19 protein-coding genes are annotated in these 17,571 nt (G+C 68.1%); 11 read left to right on the top strand and 8 right to left on the bottom strand.

Annotated elements, in window-relative coordinates:
- Positions 1-78 precede the first annotated feature (78 nt).
- On the bottom strand, positions 79-966 hold the full coding sequence (locus tag WS54_RS12505) for an RNA polymerase sigma-70 factor (RefSeq protein WP_059780158.1): 888 nt from the start codon (positions 964-966) through the stop codon (positions 79-81).
- The gene (dapF, locus tag WS54_RS12500; protein WP_059780157.1) at positions 963-1,772 is read right to left on the bottom strand and encodes a diaminopimelate epimerase; all 810 of its coding nucleotides are present in this window, start codon (positions 1,770-1,772) and stop codon (positions 963-965) included. The genes WS54_RS12505 and dapF overlap by 4 nt, the downstream gene beginning before the upstream one ends.
- 269 nt (positions 1,773-2,041) lie before the next feature.
- On the opposite strand from dapF, the gene WS54_RS12495 reads away from it, so the two are divergent.
- From WS54_RS12495 to trhA, 3 genes are all read left to right on the top strand, one after another.
- Complete coding sequence (locus WS54_RS12495; RefSeq protein ID WP_034205896.1) at positions 2,042-4,120, top strand: carbon starvation CstA family protein; 2,079 nt, start codon at positions 2,042-2,044, stop codon at positions 4,118-4,120.
- Positions 4,121-4,132: 12 nt separating this feature from the next.
- Positions 4,133-4,339 carry a YbdD/YjiX family protein gene (locus WS54_RS12490; protein ID WP_011881067.1) on the top strand — a complete coding sequence of 69 codons (207 nt, stop codon included), beginning with the start codon at positions 4,133-4,135 and terminating at the stop codon, positions 4,337-4,339.
- Positions 4,340-4,557: 218 nt separating this feature from the next.
- Positions 4,558-5,178, top strand: a complete 621-nt coding sequence (trhA, locus tag WS54_RS12485; RefSeq protein WP_059499534.1) for a PAQR family membrane homeostasis protein TrhA — start codon at positions 4,558-4,560, stop codon at positions 5,176-5,178.
- Positions 5,179-5,223: 45 nt separating this feature from the next.
- Here trhA and WS54_RS12480 read toward each other — a convergent pair whose 3' ends face one another.
- Entirely contained in the window at positions 5,224-5,658 is a 435-nt protein-coding gene (locus tag WS54_RS12480; protein ID WP_059780156.1) for a nuclear transport factor 2 family protein, read from the bottom strand.
- A gap of 151 nt (positions 5,659-5,809) precedes the next feature.
- Positions 5,810-6,163, bottom strand: a complete 354-nt coding sequence (locus tag WS54_RS12475; protein ID WP_059780155.1) for a DOPA 4,5-dioxygenase family protein — start codon at positions 6,161-6,163, stop codon at positions 5,810-5,812.
- A 263-nt stretch (positions 6,164-6,426) separates the two neighbouring features.
- On the opposite strand from WS54_RS12475, the gene WS54_RS33645 reads away from it, so the two are divergent.
- The 4 genes from WS54_RS33645 (at position 6,427) to WS54_RS12455 (ending at position 8,160) form a co-directional block, all read left to right on the top strand.
- Positions 6,427-6,597, top strand: coding sequence for a hypothetical protein (locus WS54_RS33645; RefSeq protein WP_159086673.1), 171 nt, complete (start codon positions 6,427-6,429; stop codon positions 6,595-6,597).
- Between the two features lie 52 nt (positions 6,598-6,649).
- A complete protein-coding gene (locus tag WS54_RS12470) occupies positions 6,650-7,027 on the top strand; it encodes a hypothetical protein (protein ID WP_059780154.1) in 378 nt (125 codons plus the stop codon).
- Positions 7,028-7,250: 223 nt separating this feature from the next.
- On the top strand, positions 7,251-7,730 hold the full coding sequence (locus WS54_RS12460) for a hypothetical protein (protein WP_034205902.1): 480 nt from the start codon (positions 7,251-7,253) through the stop codon (positions 7,728-7,730).
- A 169-nt stretch (positions 7,731-7,899) separates the two neighbouring features.
- A complete protein-coding gene (locus WS54_RS12455; RefSeq protein ID WP_006485063.1) occupies positions 7,900-8,160 on the top strand; it encodes a hypothetical protein in 261 nt (86 codons plus the stop codon).
- A 149-nt stretch (positions 8,161-8,309) separates the two neighbouring features.
- Here the strand turns inward: WS54_RS12455 and hpnH are convergent, their stop codons facing one another.
- On the bottom strand, positions 8,310-9,470 hold the full coding sequence (gene hpnH, locus WS54_RS12450) for an adenosyl-hopene transferase HpnH (protein ID WP_006480287.1): 1,161 nt from the start codon (positions 9,468-9,470) through the stop codon (positions 8,310-8,312).
- Between the two features lie 12 nt (positions 9,471-9,482).
- Entirely contained in the window at positions 9,483-10,424 is a 942-nt protein-coding gene (gene ispH / locus WS54_RS12445) for a 4-hydroxy-3-methylbut-2-enyl diphosphate reductase (RefSeq protein ID WP_034205903.1), read from the bottom strand.
- Between the two features lie 400 nt (positions 10,425-10,824).
- Between ispH and WS54_RS12435 the strand changes: the two genes are divergently transcribed.
- Positions 10,825-12,012, top strand: coding sequence for a glycosyltransferase (locus tag WS54_RS12435; protein ID WP_059780152.1), 1,188 nt, complete (start codon positions 10,825-10,827; stop codon positions 12,010-12,012).
- Positions 12,013-12,132: 120 nt separating this feature from the next.
- Here the strand turns inward: WS54_RS12435 and WS54_RS12430 are convergent, their stop codons facing one another.
- The gene (locus tag WS54_RS12430; RefSeq protein WP_059780151.1) at positions 12,133-13,530 is read right to left on the bottom strand and encodes a hypothetical protein; all 1,398 of its coding nucleotides are present in this window, start codon (positions 13,528-13,530) and stop codon (positions 12,133-12,135) included.
- Between the two features lie 108 nt (positions 13,531-13,638).
- A complete protein-coding gene (hpnA, locus tag WS54_RS12425) occupies positions 13,639-14,646 on the bottom strand; it encodes a hopanoid-associated sugar epimerase (RefSeq protein WP_059780150.1) in 1,008 nt (335 codons plus the stop codon).
- A 152-nt stretch (positions 14,647-14,798) separates the two neighbouring features.
- On the opposite strand from hpnA, the gene WS54_RS12420 reads away from it, so the two are divergent.
- From WS54_RS12420 to WS54_RS12410, 3 genes are all read left to right on the top strand, one after another.
- Positions 14,799-15,095 carry an acylphosphatase gene (locus WS54_RS12420; protein WP_034205906.1) on the top strand — a complete coding sequence of 99 codons (297 nt, stop codon included), beginning with the start codon at positions 14,799-14,801 and terminating at the stop codon, positions 15,093-15,095.
- Between the two features lie 12 nt (positions 15,096-15,107).
- Positions 15,108-16,007 carry an EamA family transporter RarD gene (gene rarD, locus WS54_RS12415; protein WP_034205907.1) on the top strand — a complete coding sequence of 300 codons (900 nt, stop codon included), beginning with the start codon at positions 15,108-15,110 and terminating at the stop codon, positions 16,005-16,007.
- 409 nt (positions 16,008-16,416) lie between these two features.
- Positions 16,417-17,541 (top strand): OpgC domain-containing protein, encoded by a 1,125-nt coding sequence (locus WS54_RS12410; protein WP_059780149.1) that lies wholly within the window; start codon positions 16,417-16,419, stop codon positions 17,539-17,541.
- The last annotated feature ends 30 nt before the right edge of the window (positions 17,542-17,571 follow it).

Raw genomic sequence — 17,571 nt, 5'->3', positions numbered from 1 at the left:
AGCCACGCACGGGGACGCATCGTGTTGCGCGCGCTGCACCAATCCGCGCTCGACCGCGGCCGGCGCGCGATGCACGCGTCAGCCGGCGGCGGAGGCAGCCGCGATCCGGGCGAGCTTGTCGGGGTTGCGCTGCACGAGAATCCGGCCGATGCGCGTACCGTCGGTCTCGAACGCCATCGCCGCTTCGAGCCGCCCGTCGATGAAGCGCAGCAGCGCCCACTGGCCGTTGAGCACGACCGGCCGCATCTCGACACCGCTGCCGCAGCGCAACCACGTCGCATAGAACAGTTGAGCGATGCGCCGGCCGCCGACCATCGGTTTCGGGAAGCTCTGGACGTGACCGCCGCCGTCGCCGATCAGCATCGCATCTTCGGCGAGCAGTGCCTGGATCGACGGGAAGTCGCCTTGCGCGAGCGCCTGCGTGAACGTCTTCAGGAGCCGGCGATGCGTTTCGTGCGGCACCGCATGCCGCGGCAGGGTATCGTCGCGCAGCCGCGCCCGGGCCCGGCTGACGAGCTGCCGGCACGCGGCTTCGGTCTTGCCGATCGCGTCGGCGATCCGGTCATAGTCGAACTCGAAGACTTCGTGCAGCAGGAACGCCGCGCGCGCTTCCGGCGTCAGCCGTTCGAGCAACAGCAGGTACGCCACCGACACGTCGTTCGCGCGCTCCGTCATTTCCTCGGGCGTCGCGGGCGATTCGCCGAGCTCCGGTTCGGGCAGCCAGATACCCGTATAGTGCTCGCGCCGGAGCTTCGCCGCGCGCAGGCGATCGATCGACGTCCGCGTCGTGACCGCGACGAGCCACGCCTCGGCGTTCTCGATGCTGTCGCGCGCCGCGTCGTGCCAGCGCAGCCACACGTCCTGCACGATGTCCTCGGCATCCGCGACGGAACCGAGCATCCGGTACGCGATCTTCTGCAGGCGCGGGCGCAGCGCGTGGAAAGTTCGTGCGTCGTCGGGCGTCACAGCCACACTCCGTCGAACCCGAACGTCACCGGCCCGCTCAGGAACGCGCTGCCTGCGCCGTCCCATCGAACGGTGACGTCGCCGCCGTCGCACGTCACCCGCACGGTGTCGTCGAGCAGCCCGCGCCGGACGCCGTTGACCACCGCGCCGCACGAACACGAGCCGGAGCCGAGCGGCACGCCGCCGCCGCGTTCCCAGATACGTAGACGGACATGCGTGCGGCTGAGGACCTGCACGAAATGGACGTTGGTCTTCAGCGGAAACAGCGGATGCGCTTCGATCGGCGGGCCGAGCGCTTCGATGTCGAGCGCAGCGACGTCGTCGACGAAGAACGTGCAGTGCGGATTGCCCATGCTGCAGGCGGCCGGCGCACCGGGCAGCGGCAGCGCGAGCGTGTCGACGGCTTCCGAGAGCGGCACGTCCTGCCAGCCGAGCCGCGGCGCGCCCATTTCGACCTCGATCAGCCCATCCGCCGCCTGCGCACAGTGCAGGCGCCCGCGATTCGTGCGCAGCACGACCGACGCCGCGCCGGTTTCCCGCATCAGCTTCCATGCGACGCCGCGCGTCGCGCTGCCGCAGGTATCGAGCGCCGAGCCGTCGGGATTCCAGAACGCGACGCGCGCGGCTGCGTCGTCGTCGTTCGAGATCGCCGCGAGCTGGTTGAAGCCGATGCCGCGACGCCGGTCGCCCATGCGCCGCACGAGGTCGCGATCGATGCGCTGCGCGGGATCGTGTTCCCGGCCGCGCAGGTCGACGATGACGAAGTCATCGCCATTCGCGTTCATCTTCTGAAATCCGATCGGCATGGCGGTTCCGGAATGGAGGCAGGCAAATACTGTACGTGGCTCGCCGGTCGCGGGCAATCGCGGCCTGACGGCATGCAGGCGCCACGCATCTACGTAATTCTACGTAGATCCTCATACGTAGTTATCCGCTTGTAAGGGGCCCCCGTCGCGCGGAATACTACGGCCCATCGCCGCGGTCTCTGCGAGGCCGCGGCACGACGCATCGACGTCACGCGGGTTCGGCCTCTCGCCGCATCCACTCAAAAACACATTGGAGACCAGGAGACGCCATGAATCGGGCTTCCAGTACCCTGCTCTGGATCGCGGTCGCGCTGCTCGGCGCGTTCGCATTCGGCACGATCGCGCTTGCACACGGCGAGCGCGTCAGTGCCCTCTGGATCGTGATCGCCGCAGTCTGCGTGTATCTGATCGCGTATCGCTTCTACAGCCGTTTCATCGCCAGCAAGGTCATGCAGCTCGACGGGCTGCGGATGACGCCGGCGGTCAAGTACAACGACGGCCTCGACTACGTGCCGACCAACAAGTACGTGTTGTTCGGCCATCACTTCGCCGCGATCGCCGGCGCCGGGCCGCTGGTCGGCCCCGTGCTCGCCGCGCAGATGGGCTACACGCCCGGCATGCTGTGGATCCTGGCCGGCGTCGTGTTCGCCGGCGCGGTGCAGGACTTCATCGTGCTGTTCATCTCGACGCGCCGCGACGGCCGCTCGCTCGGCGACCTCGTCAAGATGGAACTCGGCACGGTGCCCGGCGTGATCGCGCTGTTCGGCGCGTTCCTGATCATGGTGATCATCCTCGCGGTGCTCGCGCTGATCGTCGTGAAGGCGCTGACCAATTCGCCGTGGGGTACGTTCACCGTCGCCGCGACGATTCCGATCGCGCTGTTCATGGGCGTCTATACGCGCTTCATCCGTCCGGGCCGCATCGGCGAAGTGTCGATCATCGGCTTCGTGCTGCTGATGGCGTCGATCGCGTTCGGTCAGCACGTGCACGATTCGCCGACCCTCGCCGCGTGGTTCACGTTCAGCGGCACGCAGCTCACGTGGATCCTGATCGGCTACGGCTTCGTCGCGTCGGTGCTGCCGGTGTGGCTGCTGCTCGCGCCGCGCGACTACCTGTCGACGTTCCTGAAGATCGGCACGATCCTCGGCCTTGCGATCGGCATCCTGGTCGTCGCACCGGAGCTGAAGATGCCCGCGCTGACGAAGTTCGTCGACGGCACCGGCCCCGTGTGGTCGGGCAACCTGTTTCCGTTCCTGTTCATCACGATCGCGTGCGGCGCGGTGTCGGGCTTCCACGCGCTGATCTCGTCGGGCACGACGCCGAAGCTGATCGACAACGAAACCAACGCGCGCTTCATCGGTTATGGCGCGATGCTGATGGAATCGTTCGTCGCGATCATGGCGCTGGTGGCCGCGTGCGTGATCGAGCCGGGCATCTACTTCGCGATGAACGCACCGGCCGCCGTGCTCGGCTCGACGCCGGAAGCCGTCGCGAACACCGTCACGCAATGGGGCTTCGTGCTGACGCCCGACATGCTCACGCAGACCGCGAAGGCCGTCGGCGAAACGACGATCATCGCGCGCGCGGGCGGCGCGCCGACGCTGGCCGTCGGCATGGCGCACATCCTGCACCAGGTGATCGGCGGCGAAGCGATGATGGCGTTCTGGTATCACTTCGCGATCCTGTTCGAGGCGCTGTTCATCCTGACGGCCGTCGATGCGGGCACGCGTGCGGGACGCTTCATGCTGCAGGATCTGCTCGGCACGTTCCACCCGGCGCTCAAGCGCACCGAATCGCTGCCGGCGAACCTCGTCGCCACCGCGCTGTGCGTGGCTGCGTGGGGCTACTTCCTGTACCAGGGCGTGGTCGATCCGCTCGGCGGCATCAACACGCTGTGGCCGCTGTTCGGCATCTCGAACCAGATGCTCGCCGCGATCGCGCTGGTGCTCGGCACCGTCGTGCTGTTCAAGATGAAGCGCGAGCGCTATGCGTGGGTGACGATCGTGCCGACCGCGTGGCTGCTGATCTGCACGCTGACGGCAGGCTGGCAGAAGATTTTCGACGCGAACCCGAAGGTCAGCTTCCTCGCGCACGCCGCGAAGCTGCAGGCCGCGGTGGACGAAGGCAAGGTGCTCGCGCCGGCGAAGTCGATCGCGCAGATGAAGCGCATCATCTTCAACGACTACATCGATGCGGCGCTGGCCGGGCTGTTCATCTTCGTCGTGGTCAGCATCGCGGTATACGGGCTGATCGCCGTGCTGCGCGCGCGCCGCGAAGCGAAGCCGACCGTGCGCGAGACGCCGTACGAAGCGATGCCGGCCGCGCAGGCGCTCGGCAGCGGACGATAACGGGAGGCCGCGATGTTCACCGATCTTGGCAGCGACCTGCGCAGCGCGGGGCGTTACCTCGGGCAGGCGTTGCGGCTGATGGTCGGCCTGCCCGACTACGATACCTACGTCGCGCACATGCGCGACACCCATCCGGACCGCGAGCCGATGACGTACGAGGAATTCTTCCGCGAGCGTCAGAATGCGCGGTACGGGTCGGGGGCGGGGAAGTGTTGCTGAACCGGGTCGTTGCAATGTTGCAATGAACTGACGAATCGGTTCGGTATCGAAACGGAAAGCGCCGCGATGGCTATCGCGGCGTTTTTTTTGGGGGGGCGGGCCGGCCGCGCATCACACGGCGCACGCCAGCCGTTTGCCGGGGCGCAGCACGGCGATATCCGGCCGCCGGTATCATAGGGCTTCTTTTTTTCCCGATGGCCCCCGCAGGAGAACACGTCGTGCATGTCGGTGAGCGTTTCAACAGCATTTCCCATCTCGTCGGCGCGGTGCTGTCGGTGGCAGGTCTCGTCGCGCTCGTGACGATGGGCGCGCTCGAAGGCGATCCGTACAAGGTGGTGAGCTTCAGCGTGTACGGCGCGATGCTGATCCTGCTCTACGCGATCTCGACGGCGTATCACAGCGTGCGCAACCCGCGCCTGAAGGCGATCCTGCAGAAATGCGACCATTCGGCGATCTACCTGCTGATCGCCGGCAGCTACACGCCGTTCACGCTGGTCACGCTGCGCGGCCCGTGGGGCTGGTCGCTGTTCGGCGTGAGCTGGGGGCTTGCCGTGTTCGGCATCGTGCAGGAACTCACGCTCGGGCGTCGCACGCGCCTGCTGTCGATGATCCTGTACGTGCTGATGGGCTGGCTCGCGCTCGTCGCCGTGCGGCCGCTGATCCATGCGCTGCCGCCGATCGGCACCGCGTGGCTCGTGGCCGGCGGCGTGATCTACAGCGCGGGGATCTACTTCTTCATCAACGACGAACGCATTCGCCACGGGCACGGCATCTGGCATCTGTTCGTGCTGGCCGGCAGCCTGTGCCAGTTCGTCAGCGTCGCGATGTATGTCGCGTGAGCAGCGCGCGGTGCCGCATGGGCGAGCGCTTCGGCGCGGCGGCGGTCATGCGCGCTCGGCCGTCGATGCTGCGCCGCGCAGCACGTTGAACCCGACCCATCCCCAGTACACGCGATGATGCGCGATCAACCCGTCGCGCAGATCCATCACCTCGACGAGATCCACCTGATCGCCGTCCGGCGTTGCGCGCGGATATTCCCACGTCAGTTGCCGTCCGTTCGAAAAGAACACGCCGGTGCGGTACCAGCGTCCGAGCCGGTTTCCCGGATTGCGCAGGCCGGCCGCGAAGAATTCGCCGATCGCGGGCTTGCCGCGCAGCATGCCGGAGCCGTGGCCGGGCAGCGCGACGACGATCAGCGGCGTTTCGAGTATCGCGTCGTCCGTGTAGAGCGACATCAGCGCGTCGAGATCGCGCGCGACGACGGCGGCGTGCCAGTTCTGATGAATGCGGTGCGCATCGGTGTGGTCGGCGAGGGTCATGGCGGTGGCGGCACGCGTGGATAACGGAACCACTGTATCGGCGCGATGCCGCCAGACGTTTCAGCGCGGGCCGAAACGTGGATGCCGCATGTGCCGGACACGATCGTGCCGCCCGCAAGCCCCTCGCGCCCAAGGCAGCTCGGTCCGGACGTCAGCCGCCCAGCGCGCCGAGGTTCAGCTCATGCGACTTGCCGATCCACACCGCGCAATCGCGATGATCGCGCAGGTCGTCGCCGGTATTCGGATGCAGGAAGATGTCGAGCGCGCCGTGGTTCAGCACGAGCCACGGCACGATGTCGTCGAATCGCGCGGCGCCGAACGCGATCTGGTACGACCAGGCCGGATGCGGGCCGACGAGGCGTTCATGAAAGCGGCCGAGTTCGATGACCGCGCCGAACCGCGCGTCGACGACCTGGCGAAACGCCCAGGCCGCGTCGCGGCTCGCCGCATCGAAATAGACGTGCGCGTGCCAGCTGTCGATGGCGGTAGTGTCGAGGGCGGCCATGGAGAGACTCGATTAAAAAGGGAAATGCCGGAGATGCCGTGCGAAACGGCCGATGCGTGATTATCGCGCGTCCTAGTCGATTGCGTCGCGTCTCGATCCGGCAAGCCGATGCGGATGATTTGTCCTATATCGAAGAATCGGTTGATCCGATGAGGTCGTCTCCGCGGTATCCGTGTGCGCGATAGCACGCCGCAGCCTTGCGGGCAGGCGCGCCGGCCGGAATCGCACCGGCAACACGTCATTTCCGAAATCGAAAGAGCGGAATGAGCACCTACCGAATCGCCGGTAAAGATCCGATCAGATCGTTGAATGAAATAAAGAAATTCCATTTCGACGGGATTCGCGAGCGACGCCGTCCGCACGCCGAATGCGCGGCTGAAAATAACAATTGCGGATTCGGCTATTCAAGCGACATGCGCCCCGACATACGATGATTTCAACGCATCGATGATGGATCGATGCGGGGACAACCATCTGGAGGCCACTATGCGATCCCTCGTTCCCGTTACCGTTCTTTCCTGCGCACTCGCTGCGCTGCCGGCCGTCGGCTTCGCGCAGTCGATCGGCGCCGGCGACACGCCGCATGCCGCGCCGTTGACCTGGTCGGCGGCACGTGCCGAAACCGATGTGCAACTGATGCAGATGACGCGTGCCGGCTATCGCGCGACGACGGTCGGCAACCAGAACTATCCGCTCGCGATGCAGCGGGCGCTCGAGCGCGTGAACAACCCGATGCCCGACCGGTGGCGCGACGAAAAGGCCGCGATGGAAGCGCGGGCGGCCCGCGACGCGCAGAGCGGCCATCCGGTGAAGGCGTTCTTCGTGAAAACCGCGTACTACCTGAAGGGCGAGAACACGTTTTGACGCAGGAGACGAACATGGCATGCCCCGACCGATGGTGCGGCGTGTTGCGTGCGTCGGCGATACGCAGGCTGCCGCAAGCGTGCGCGACGCGACGGCGCGCCGATGTGCACGGCATGCGACGCCGGGCGAACGCCCTGCGCGACGCGGGCCGCAGCGCCGTCGCGTGCCGCAGCGCGTGGCCCGGGGCGGCGGAGGACGGCGCGTCCGCGCGCGAGGGCGAATCATGAAAGCTGCCCGAAAAGGCCGCCGCCATCCGCCGTTGACGCGCGAATGGCTGCTGCCGCTGCCGCCCGCGCATGCACGCGACATCTCGCTGAAGTGCCACATGGCGCTGGTCGCGCTGCGCGGCGAGCACGGTAGCGAAACGTTGCTGATGCGGCTGCGCACGAGCGTGTATCTGGTGTTCCTCGCGCTCGACGATGCAGTCTGTCCCGATGCGACCGTCGACCTGTGCGTCGACGCGGAGCGCGCGCTGGACGCGAGCGTGGCGCGCGCCGCGCAAAGCGGGGCGTGGACGCTGCACGACGACGAATGCGCGGTGCTCGAACGCGTGCTCGCCGCGAACGACGCATGCGTCGCGACGCTCACGCGGCATCGGCTGGCGGAGCTGTGGCGTCATGTCTGCACGTTCGCTACGGCCGAACAGCCGGGGCTGGTCGCGCAGGCCGCGGCGAAGATGCGGGAACCGGCCGTTCTGCATTGAGTGGCGGCCCGCGGGCCGTGTTTCATACGCGTCTGATTCCTTCGCGCGGCCGCGCGCCGTTTAATGACATGACTGGAACCCCGGCGAGCCGGGCGATGACGATCCATCCTCGCGTTGGCGACGAACGTGCGTGTCGACGCGAACGCATTCGTTTCAGTCAGGAGGAGCGATGGCGCTATACAGGAGCGGCGGCTACTTCACGTGCGGAAGTGGCCGCGCATTCAGCGAGAACCTGCCGCCGGGCAGCAAGGTGACGGTGGCGGGCATCTATCGATGCACCGTGTGCGGCGACGAGATCGGTATTGCGAAAGCGCAGACGTTGCCGTCCGAGGAGGCGCATCCGCACGATCTCGATCCGCCGTCCGACCCGCTGCTCGATCCGGGGCCGACCGCGTGGCAACTGATCGCCGCAGCGGAGTCGCGAAGCTAGGCAATCGACGGTCGCCTCCGCGCAGGCGCGCCAGCGCAAATGCGTCACTCGGCGTCCGTCAAAACAAAAAGCGCCACGGAGCGAACTCCGTGGCGCTTTTCGATGCGTGGCCGCTGCGAAGGCGCGAACCTTCGCACGGCGCGGCGCGCTTAAGCGGCCGTCGCCGACTTCGCCGGCTTCTGCAGCTTGCCCTTGCCGGCGCGCTGGATTTCCTCGAGCTTGATCTCGACGTGGCGCGAGAACACGTACTCGGCCGGACGCTGCTTCGCGATCGAGATGTCCGGTGCGAACGGGCCGTCGGTCTTGATGCCCTTGCGGCTCACGCGCAGCGCCTTCAGCGGGTTGGAGATCGTGTCCATCACGGCCGTGGCCTCGAAGCCGCAGTGGACCATGCAGTCCGCGCACTTCTCGTAGTTGCCGACGCCGTAGTTGTCCCACTCGGTCGTTTCCATCAGTTCCTTGAAGGTCTTCACGTAACCTTCGCCGACCAGATAGCACGGCTTCTGCCAGCCGAACACCGTACGCGCCGGGTTGCCCCACGGCGTGCACTTGTACGTCTGGTTGCCGGCCAGGAAGTCGAGGAACAGCGACGACTGGCTGAACGACCAGCGCTTGCCGCCTTCGCCGCGCTTCAGGATTTCGCGGAACAGGTTCTTCGTCTTGTCGCGGTTCAGGAAGTGCTGCTGATCCGGCGCGCGCTCGTATGCATAGCCCGGCGACACGGTAATGCCGTCGACGCCGATCGGGCCCAGCGTGTCGAAGAACTTCGCGACGCGCTCGGGGATCGCATCGTTGAACAGCGTGCAGTTGATGTTCACGCGGAAGCCGCGGCGCTTCGCTTCCTTGATCGCCGCGACCGCCTTGTCGTACACGCCTTCCTGCGACACGGAATGGTCGTGCATGTCCTTGTCGCCGTCGAGGTGGACCGACCAGACGAAATACGGGCTCGGCTGGTAGTCGTCCATCTTCTTTTCCATCAGGAGCGCGTTCGTGCACAGGTACACGAACTTCTTGCGCTTCATGATGCCCTTGACGATTTCCGGCATCTCCTTGTGGAGCAGCGGCTCGCCGCCGGCGATCGACACGACGGGCGCGCCGCACTCGTCGACGGCCTGCAGGCATTCCTCGACGGACAGGCGCTGGTTCAGGATCGGATCCGGATAGTCGATCTTGCCGCAGCCGTTGCACGCGAGGTTGCAGCGGAACAGCGGCTCGAGCATCAGCGCGAGCGGATAGCGTTTGTTGCCGGACAGGTGCTGGCGCACGATGTAGGCGCCGACACGGACTTGCTGGAGCAGCGGAATAGACAAGGGATGTCCTCCTTAAACTTCGCGGGCGACAGCTTGCGTGAGCTTCGCCGGCAACTTGAATTCGACTTTTTCTTCACGGCCCGCCATCGTCGCGACATCGACGGGCCCCAGCGCGCGCAGCGCGCCGATTACATCCTCGACCATTTCCTCGGGCGCCGACGCACCGGCGGTCAGGCCGACCGTCTGCACGCCCGCGAACCATTCGGGCTTCACTTCCGAGCCGTCGGCGACGAGATAGCTCGGCACACCGCTTTCGGTGCCGATCTCGCGCAGGCGGTTCGAGTTCGAGCTGTTCGTCGCACCGACGACGAGCAGCACGTCAACCTGTTCGCTCAGCTCGCGCACGGCGGCCTGGCGATTCTGCGTGGCGTAGCAGATGTCGCGCGTGTCCGGGCCGACGAGGTCGGTGAACCGACGCTGCAGCGCTTCGATGATGCCGCGCGTGTCGTCGACCGACAGCGTGGTCTGCGTGATGTACGCGACCGGCGTATCGACGGGCAGCGTCAGCGTATCGACTTCGGCTTCGCTCTGCACGAGGATCACCTCGGCCGGAATCTGGCCGATCGTACCCTCGACTTCCGGGTGGCCCGCGTGGCCGATCAGGATCAGCCGGCGGCCCGCCGCGACGTACTGGCGGCCCTGCACGTGCACTTTCGTGACGAGCGGGCAGGTCGCGTCGAGCACGTCGAGCCCGCGCGCTTGCGCGTCGTGCTCGACCGTCTGGGCGACACCGTGCGCGCTGAAGATCGCGACGGCGCCGTGCGGCACCTCGTCGAGTTCCTCAACGAATCGTGCCCCTTTATTACGCAGATTTTCGACGACATGCCGGTTATGCACGATCTCGTGACGCACATAGACCGGCGCACCGTGCTGTTGCAGCGCGCGATCGACGATCTCGATCGCACGGACAACCCCCGCACAGAAGCCGCGGGGCTGGGCAAGGATGACTCGCATAAGTGAGCGAACTCCGACGACAGACGCCGGGGTCGAGGCGCTGGCACACGCTTGCTCGCCCCGGCTTGGTGTTATGAAGGCAGGAACGAACCGGCCGGCCAGGCCCCGGAACCCCGAATTAATCGCGCATTTTAACCCTATCGCGCCGTCCTTGCTTTGGTGCCGTGTCGAACCGTTGCAATTGCGGGAGAGCGGCGTCGGCGCTGGCCCGCGCGGAACCCGGTAAACTGCGCGGTTTCGCGGTCGGCCGCTCCGGCTGCCCGCCATCGCGCTCATTTCAAGGCCATTCGATGACCGTCGATTCTTACGCGTATTGCCCGTCCGCCCATGCGGATTTGGGTGTTTCGTTTCCGACCCTTATTCGCGCCGCCGAAGCCGGCGCCCGGCAGGAGGCAGGCCGATGATGCTGGCGATCGCTTTCCTGGTGTCCGGCCTGTCGCTGGCGATCTGGATCGTGCTGCTCGTCGCGCGCGGCGGCTTCTGGCGCGCGCAGCCCGCGCGGCCGCTGCCGCCCGACGCCCGCGGCGCCGCGGCCGAAGCCGGCTGGCCGGCCGTCGTGGCGGTCGTGCCGGCACGCAACGAAGCCGACGTGATTGCCCGCGCGGCGACTTCGCTGCTCGAGCAGGATTATCCGGGCGCGTTCCATCTGATCATCGTCGACGACCACAGCGACGACGGCACCGCCGATGCGGCACGCGCGGCCGCGCTCGCGATCAACCGCGCCGACCGGCTGACGGTGCTGAGCGCGAAGCCGCTGCCGGCCGGCTGGTCGGGCAAGGTGTGGGCGCAGTCGCAGGGGATCGCGGCGGTGCAGACGCTCGGCCTGCCGGCCGACTACCTGCTGCTGACGGATGCCGACATCGGCCATCCGGCCGATGCCGTCGCGCAGCTCGTTACGCGCGCGCAGGCCGAGAATCGCGATCTCGTGTCGCTGATGGTGCGGCTGCGCTGCGACTCGTTCTGGGAAAAGGCGCTGATCCCGGCGTTCGTGTTCTTCTTCGCGAAGCTGTATCCGTTCTCGTGGATCAACAACCCGCGCAATCGGACGGCCGGCGCGGCCGGCGGCTGCATGCTCGTGAAGCGCACGGCGCTCGAGGAAGCGGGCGGCATCGAATCGATTCGCGGCGCGCTGATCGACGACTGCAGCCTCGCCGCGCAGATCAAGCATCGCGGCAGCGGCCACCATCCGATCCGGCTCGATCTCGCCGATCGCAGCGTGTCGCTGCGCCCGTACGACAGCTGGCGCGACATCTGGAACATGATCGCGCGCACCGCGTTCACGCAGCTCCACTATTCGCCGCTGCTGCTGGCCGGCACGCTGCTCGGGATGACGATCATCTACCTGGTGCCGCCCGTCGCCGCGCTCGCCTACGGCGCGCGCGCGTGGCCGGCGTGGCTCGCGTGGGCGTCGATGTGCGCCGCGTATGCGCCGATGCTACGCTATTACCGTCGCTCGCCGCTGTGGGCGCCCGCGCTGCCGCTCGTCGCGCTGTTCTACGTCGGCGCGACGTTCGCGTCCGCGTGGCGTTACTGGCGCGGCAAGGGCGGCCAGTGGAAGGCGCGCGTGCAGGCGCCGGTGGAGCGCTGAGTTACGCCGACGGATACCGGCCGTCCCGATCAACCGGAACCCTGAAAACACACAGCCCGGATCGACGCAAGCCGATTCGGGCTGTTTGCTTTCCGGCCGGCTTCCGGCCGATGCGCGCGCTTACCGCTGCGTCAGCATCATGTACATCTGGATCACGACGTCCGGCGAGAACGTGAACGGCACCCAACCGTAGCCCGTATGGCGGGCGACCAGCAGGCGGTCGCCGTTCGACTGCTTCTGCACGGCCATCATCGGGTTCTTCGTCGTCACGAAACGCCAGCCGGCCGGGATGCCGGGCGGCGGCTCCGGCTGCATCGACGCGCGCGCGTGCGCGAGTTCCTCAATCAATTGGCCCAGTTGCTCCGGATGCAGCGTGATCGATTCGCCGTTGATGGTCAGCGTGAGTTCATTCTGGGACGGGCGCGCGACTTGCAGCGTCGCCTTGTCGGCGGGCTCAGCAGCGCCGGCTTCAACCGCGGTTTCGGCTTGTGCAGCCGGGATCGGTGCGGTCTCGGTATCGGCGGGGGCGTCGGCTGCTTCGACCGTTTCGACCGCATCAACCACAGCCGGCGCGGCCGGGCTCACGGGCGCTTGTGCCGCCGCTGCCGGCTCGACGACGTCGGCTGTCGCGGCCGAGGCGGTAACCGCGCTCGTCGCGGCTTCCGTGACGACGGCCTCGACCAGCGCTTCGGCGTCGGCGATGGCCTTCGCGTGGTGCTGCGCGGCCGCTTCGGCCTGGGCGATCGCTTCGGTATGGCGCCGCGTGATGGCTTCGGCTTCGGCGGTTGCTTCGGCGTGGCGTTGCGCGGCGGCTTCGGCCTGCGCGATCGCTTCGGCGTGACGCCGCGTGATCGCTTCGGCCTCGGCGGTGGCTTCGGCGTGGCGCTGGGCGGCCGCCTGCGTGTCGGCGAGCGCCTGCGCGTGACGCTGGGCGAGCGCCTCGGCCTCGGCGATCGCGGCCGCGTGGCGTTGCGCGGCGGCCTCGGCTTCGGCGGTCGCTTCCGCGTGGCGCTTCGCGGCGGATTCGGCTTCGGCGGTCGCCGCGGCATGGCGTTGCGCAGCCGCTTCGGCTTCGGTCGCGGCGGCGTGATGGCGCTGCGCGGCGGCCTCGGCTTCGGCGATCGCCGCCGCGTGGCGCTGCGATGCGGCTTCGGCATCCGCGTGACGTTGCGCGAGCGCTTCGGTCAGCGCGGTGGCTTCCGCATGGCGCTGGGAAGCGGCTTCGGCTTGCGCGGCTGCATCCGTATGACGTTGGGCAGCCGCTTCGGCGGCGGCGGTGGCGTCGGCGTGGCGCCGCTGCGCGGCTTCGGCATCGGCGGCAGCGGCCGTGTGGCGCTGCGCGGCGGCCTGCGCTTCGGCTTCCGCCGCCGCGTGGCGCTCGGCCGCGGCCCGGGCTTCCGCCGCCGCGGCGCGCGCGAAGGCTTCCGCGCTGCGGGCCGCCTGCTGGGCGGCGTGGTGATCGTGGAGGAGCTGATCGACGCCCGTGGCGAGCGAAGCGATCTGATCGTTCAGGTTCATGCGTGTCTTCTCTGCGTAAGACCCGCGATTTTAACCGCTGCGCCGATACCGGTCCGTGCGCGACGTGTAACAAAGTGCGCGAAGCGGCGCGAGGTGCGCCGCTTTGTGTTACTTCAGGTAGCCCGCCGCGCCGAACCAGTCCAGCGCATCGCGCAGCCCTTCGCGGTACGGGCGCGCACGGTAGCCGAGCTCGCGCTCGGCCTTCGCGGACGTGAAATACATCTTGTTCTTCGACATCCGCAGCCCGTCCACGGTGACGAACGGCTCCTTCTTCGTGAACTTCGCGACCGCTTCGGCGCCGACCGCGAGCGGGTACAGCGGCCAGCGCGGCAGCGCGATCGTCGGCGCCTTGCGGCCCGTCATCTGCGCGATGTCGGCGAGCATCTGCTGCAGCGGCAGGTTCTCGCCGCCGAGGATGTAGCGCTCGCCGATCCGGCCGCGCTCGAGCGCGAGGAAGTGGCCGTGCGCGACGTCGTCGACGTGCACGAGGTTCAGCCCCGTGTCGACGAACGCGGGAATCTTGCCGAGCGCGGCCTCGACGATGATGCGGCCGGTCGGCGTCGGCTTGACGTCGCGCGGGCCGATCGGCGTCGACGGATTGACGATCACGGCGGGCAATCCTTCGTCGGCGATCATCCGCTCGACCGCGCGCTCCGCGAGCACCTTGCTGCGCTTGTAGACGCCGATCGCCTGCTCGGCCGTGAGCGGCCGGTTCTCGTCGGACGGGTCGCCGGCGCTCGTCACCTTCAGCGTCGCGACGCTGCTCGTGTAGACGATCCGCTCGACGCCTTCCGCGCGGGCGGCGCGCATCGTCGCGACCGCGCCTTCGAGGTTCGCGCGCTCGATCTCGTCGGGGTCGGGCGCCCACAGCCGGTAGTCGGCGGCCACGTGCAGCAGGTAGCGCACGCCGCGCAGCGCGGCGCGCATCGACGCCTCGTCGCGCATGTCGCCGGTGACGATCTCGGCATCGAGATCCGCGACGTTCGTGCGCGGGCTGGTCGGGCGCACGAGCACGCGCACCGCATAGCCTTTCTGCTGCGCGATGCGCGCGACGGCCGAGCCGACGAAACCGGACGCGCCGGTGACGAGAACGAGATCGCGGGAAGTATCAGTCATGCGTTTCCTTCAGGGCCGCGCGCGCGGCGCGGCGGTTGGGCATCGGCGAGATTGTACGTGGTCGGCGTGCGCGGCGACGCCCGGCCGGCGCGTGTGCGAAGCGGCCGACGCGAATACAATGCCGGGCTTGAATGCAACGGGAGGGCGACGCGATGAGCCGCAATGAACTGGACGAACGGATCGAGACCTACTACGTGCGGGTGCGCGGCGTCGTGCAGGGCGTCGGCTTTCGTCATGCGACGGTGCGCGAGGCGCATGCGCTGAAGCTGCGCGGCTGGGTCGCGAATCTCGAGGACGGCACCGTCGAGGCGATGATCCAGGGGCCGGGCGCGCAGATCGACCGGATGCTCGCATGGCTGCGTCACGGGCCGCCCGCCGCGCGCGTGACCGAGGTGACCTTCGAGGAACGCCAGACCGAGCGGCGCTTCGAGCGCTTTCAGCAGCAGTAAGCGGCACGGATCATGACGGGGTATCCGGAAGCCGGGCGCGGCCTCATGCTGTCGGTGATGGCGTCGACGCTGTTCGCGCTGATGTCGGCTTACGCGAAACTGCTCGCGCCGCTCACGGGGCTCGACATCTTCGCGTGGCGCGTCGTGTGGACCGCGCCGGGCGCGCTTGCGCTGATCGCGCTGCGCGGCCGCTGGCCGGCGCTCGCCGAGCTTGCGCGGCGCGGTGCGCGCGACTGGCGCCTGCTGATCGCGCTGCCGGCGAGCGCGGCGTTGCTCGGCGTGCAGCTGTGGCTGTTCCTGTGGGCGCCGCTGCACGGGCGCATGCTCGAAGTGTCGCTCGGCTATTTCCTGCTGCCGCTGACGATGGTGCTCGTCGGCCGCTTCTACTATCGCGAACGGCTCGACCCGCTGCAATGGGCGGCGGTCGCGTGCGCGGCGCTCGGCGTCGCGCACGAGGTGTGGGCGACGCGCGCGTTCGCATGGCCGACGCTGGTCGTCGCGCTCGGCTATCCGCCGTATTTCGTGCTGCGCCGGCGCATCAACGCCGATTCGCTGGCCGCCTTCGCGATCGAGATCGTGCTGCTGTGCCCGATCGCGTTGGCGATGGTCGCGACGAGCACGACGCGTGTCGCCGGCCATCCGACGCTGTGGGCCGCGTTGCTGCCGGGGCTCGGCATTCTCAGCACGCTCGCGCTCGCGAGCTATCTGAAGGCGAGCCGGATGCTGCCGATGGCGCTGTTCGGCATTCTCGGCTACGTCGAGCCCGTGCTGCTCGTCGTGGTGTCGCTGCTGCTGCTCGGCGAGACGCTCAGCGTCGCGCAGCTCGCGACGTACGGACCGATCTGGGTCGCCGTCGCGCTGACCGCTTGGCACAGCGCGATGCTGATGCGGCGCCTGCCCGCGCGCGGATAAGCGCGTCGTCACGATGCGCCGGCCGTGCGGAACGTGGCGCGCATCGCGTGCATCGTCGACCGCCGAGTCGTGCTCGTTGCTCCGCCGAATCCCTCGATACTGACCGCCGACTGGCGCCGCGCTGACGCGAATCTGGCGACGCTGCCTGCTTCGCCGCGCAACACGCGCGCTTGTAATCGAAGAGAAGATTCGGTTGCACTTTGTTACTTAGGGTCTCCCCTGATCGGTCATTAAACTGATCTGACCGACTTCCCTTCGTATGCGGCTTTTCAATGAACGGTCATCTCCGTGCCGGGCCGGCCGGGTTGGCGCGATGCGAGCATACGCGTATCGCCGCCGATCGCGCTCGCCTGCTTTTTTCCGATCCCTTCTCCGGTGCGCGTCGCACCGCCGCCGCACAGGTGCGCTCATGTCGTTGAGGCCGTTGCATTCCGCCACGGTGCCGTCGTCGCGCAGCGGCCGCCTCATCGAAGTCGATTTCTTCCGCGGGCTCGTGTTGTTGATGATCGTCGTCGATCACATCGGCGCGAGCGTGCTGTCGCGCGTGACGCTGCACGCGTTCGCGCTGTGCGATGCGGCCGAGGTGTTCGTGTTCCTCGGCGGCTTCGCGACCGCGAGCGCATACGGCGCGATTGCAGAGCGGCACGGCGCGCGCGCCGCGCAACGGCGTTTCGTGCGGCGCGCGATGCAGATCTACCGCGCGTTTCTCGCGACGTCGACGCTGATGCTCGTCGTGTCGGCCGTGCTCGACCACTACGGCATCGAGGCGCCGAACCTCGCGCTCGACGACGTCAGCGTGATGCTCGCGTCGCCGCTCACGGGCGCAGCCGAGCTGCTGACGTTCCAGCGCCAGCCGTATCTCGCGTCGGTGCTGCCGATGTACGTGCTGTTCGCGCTGGCGTCGCCGGTGCTGGTGCCGTTCGCGCGGCGCCATCCGTGGCTGCTCGTCGCGATCAGCGCCGCGTCGTGGCTCGCGGCGGGCTGGCTCGGCCCGGAGCTGCTCGACACCGACGGCTTCCGCTGGAGCTTCAACCCGTTCGCGTGGCAACTGATGTTCGTCGCCGGCGTGCTCGCGCGCTGCCAGCCGTTCTACCGGCGCATCGCGCTCGGCCGCTGGGGCGCCGCGGCAACCGGGCTCGCGTGCGCGATCGTGCTCGGCTGTGCGAGCTACAAGCTGTTCTCGGGGCTGCCGGTGCCCGAAGGCGTGCTCAAGCGCGATCTCGCGCTGCCGCGCGTCGTGAGCTTCGCGGCCGTCGCGTGGCTGATGGCCGATTGCGTGCGCTTCGGCTGGATCGCGCGGATCGCGCAGGGCGTGCGGCCCGTCGTGGCGGTCGGCCAGCGCGGGCTGATCTGCTTCGTCGCGGGTGCGGCGATCTCGCTCGTGATCGACTCGCTGCTGCACCCGGTCGTGCGCGGCGCCGATCTGCGGCATGTCGGCGTGGGCCTCGTGGCCGACGCGTGCGCGCTCGGGCTGATGATGGCGGTGGCCGGTTCGGGAACGTGGATCGCGCGATGGCGCGGCGCGGCGGCGTAGGCGCGCGTAAGGGGGCATGCGGCGCGGCAG

The sequence above is a fragment of the Burkholderia sp. NRF60-BP8 genome, from assembly GCF_001522585.2.
In the GTDB taxonomy this organism is placed as follows: Bacteria; Pseudomonadota; Gammaproteobacteria; order Burkholderiales; family Burkholderiaceae; genus Burkholderia.
The sequence above is the reverse complement of the archived record's forward strand: the minus strand, read 5'-3'. Positions and strand labels throughout refer to the sequence as shown.

Coding starts and splice junctions, on each gene's coding strand:
- dapF (WP_059780157.1), bottom strand. CDS start 1,772: ATGCCGATCGGATTTCAGAAGATGAACGCGAATGGCGATGACTTCGTC.
- WS54_RS12420 (WP_034205906.1), top strand. CDS start 14,799: ATGAGCCGCAATGAACTGGACGAACGGATCGAGACCTACTACGTGCGG.
- WS54_RS12455 (WP_006485063.1), top strand. CDS start 7,900: ATGGCGCTATACAGGAGCGGCGGCTACTTCACGTGCGGAAGTGGCCGC.
- WS54_RS12460 (WP_034205902.1), top strand. CDS start 7,251: ATGAAAGCTGCCCGAAAAGGCCGCCGCCATCCGCCGTTGACGCGCGAA.
- rarD (WP_034205907.1), top strand. CDS start 15,108: ATGACGGGGTATCCGGAAGCCGGGCGCGGCCTCATGCTGTCGGTGATG.
- hpnA (WP_059780150.1), bottom strand. CDS start 14,646: ATGACTGATACTTCCCGCGATCTCGTTCTCGTCACCGGCGCGTCCGGT.
- WS54_RS33645 (WP_159086673.1), top strand. CDS start 6,427: ATGAGCACCTACCGAATCGCCGGTAAAGATCCGATCAGATCGTTGAAT.
- WS54_RS12475 (WP_059780155.1), bottom strand. CDS start 6,163: ATGGCCGCCCTCGACACTACCGCCATCGACAGCTGGCACGCGCACGTC.
- WS54_RS12490 (WP_011881067.1), top strand. CDS start 4,133: ATGTTCACCGATCTTGGCAGCGACCTGCGCAGCGCGGGGCGTTACCTC.
- ispH (WP_034205903.1), bottom strand. CDS start 10,424: ATGCGAGTCATCCTTGCCCAGCCCCGCGGCTTCTGTGCGGGGGTTGTC.
- WS54_RS12495 (WP_034205896.1), top strand. CDS start 2,042: ATGAATCGGGCTTCCAGTACCCTGCTCTGGATCGCGGTCGCGCTGCTC.
- WS54_RS12435 (WP_059780152.1), top strand. CDS start 10,825: ATGATGCTGGCGATCGCTTTCCTGGTGTCCGGCCTGTCGCTGGCGATC.
- WS54_RS12430 (WP_059780151.1), bottom strand. CDS start 13,530: ATGAACCTGAACGATCAGATCGCTTCGCTCGCCACGGGCGTCGATCAG.
- WS54_RS12480 (WP_059780156.1), bottom strand. CDS start 5,658: ATGACCCTCGCCGACCACACCGATGCGCACCGCATTCATCAGAACTGG.
- WS54_RS12470 (WP_059780154.1), top strand. CDS start 6,650: ATGCGATCCCTCGTTCCCGTTACCGTTCTTTCCTGCGCACTCGCTGCG.
- WS54_RS12410 (WP_059780149.1), top strand. CDS start 16,417: ATGTCGTTGAGGCCGTTGCATTCCGCCACGGTGCCGTCGTCGCGCAGC.